At 63.6% G+C, this 1378-nt stretch carries 1 protein-coding gene and 1 pseudogene; both read right to left on the bottom strand.

Annotated elements, in window-relative coordinates:
* Positions 1-192: iron-sulfur cluster assembly scaffold protein (locus PKF00_RS43835; RefSeq protein WP_271223719.1), on the bottom strand; the 192-nt coding region annotated here is incomplete at its 3' end.
* Positions 193-1033: 841 nt separating this feature from the next.
* Positions 1034-1378 (bottom strand): annotated as a pseudogene (locus PKF00_RS43830) (IS481-like element ISRm20 family transposase); the annotation flags it as partial.

Genomic DNA, 1378 nt, shown 5'->3' with positions numbered 1-1378 from the left:
CAGCGCACAGGCCTTCACCCGCAGGGCGAGGTCGGCAACACGCTCGCCGCGCATGACGATATCGATCTCGATTTCCGAACCGCACAGGCGCGAAACCTTGCGCACCGATGCCTGCGGACGTTCAAGACGCCCGATGCGCGGAATATCCGCCGCCAGCCGCAGGACGGCATTGGAGTAGAGTTCGTCAGCCATTACGCCCTCTATCTAGTGCGTTTCCTCGCCCTTTGCCATGGGGTTGTACCCCGCTCCCGTCTCCCCGGTGGAAGAGAGGATGCCAAAGCCGCACCCTTACCCTGAACACCCCTCCGCTTTTCCCGGCTGAAAGCCCGGCGAAGGCCGGGCGAAGCGCCGGGATCTACGGGAAGCTCATCGCTTGAAATGGCCCTCGGTCGATCCCGGACCTGCAGCCCGCTTCCGCGGGCCTTCGTCCGGGAAAAATTTGGAGGGTGGAAGACAGAGTGAGAGCGCCGCACCAAACACCGTCACCCTGACGAAAGTCAGGGCCCAGTTCATAGAGCGCGGTGGCCGCGAATATGCACTTATCCCGCACATCGCCGCCGCTCAGACCGAGCCCGCCTGGCCAAAATCTCCCTTTACGATCTGGGTCCTGACTTTCGTCAGGATGACGGTGTGTGGGGGCGGGGCCGGAAACTTATCCCCGCCCGCTCATTTGCCCTTATCATCGTCAGCGGTTTCCGGGATGGGAGGCATGAGCTCAGTCCCTTGTGCCCGGGAGCGTGCGGAGCTCGTCCGCGCCTGGTGGGTGACAGCATCAGGCTCCGGCGTGGCCATCTGCGGGGACACCGGCACAAAGCTCGACCGGCCCGTGCCTGCAGGTTTCGAGACGGGGCCCGCAAGGGACCCGGGTAAATCTCCGCGTGCGGGATGCCTCGGGCATCACCACCAAACCTTCAAATCCGGACACGATGTCCGCCGTGCATCCCGCACCCCTCTCATAGCTCCAGGGCGCAAGCTCGTGGAGGGCTTTGTGCTGGGTGGCATCACCACACACTGCTTTCCCCGGACTTGTTGTTCAGCCCGGGGACATGGCTGACACCTGTTCGGGGACATGGCTAACACATTTTCGGTGTGTTGAGGTTGATGGTTTTGATGGTTATGGCTCCGATGCAGAGGGCGTATTGGCCGTCTGTATCGAGCGGGCGCAGGGCGAGGCGTTCGCCGCAGAAGGCCTTGGGGACGCGCCAGACACGCCCCTTGAAGGTGATGTATCCGCCCGTTTGACCGACGCGGCGCACGATCTCACCCTCGGCATAATCCGGCTCGGCCGGCCGGGCGGGCATGGTGCGTGAGCTGGGTGTGTAGCGTGTGGCCGGGGTGGCAAAACCGAGCGCCTCGTGCGGGCGGTCGTGATTATAGA

Source organism: Streptosporangium carneum (assembly GCF_027922005.1).
Lineage (GTDB): Bacteria > Actinomycetota > Actinomycetes > Streptosporangiales > Streptosporangiaceae > Streptosporangium > Streptosporangium carneum.
This window is presented reverse-complemented; position numbering and strand designations above follow the sequence as displayed.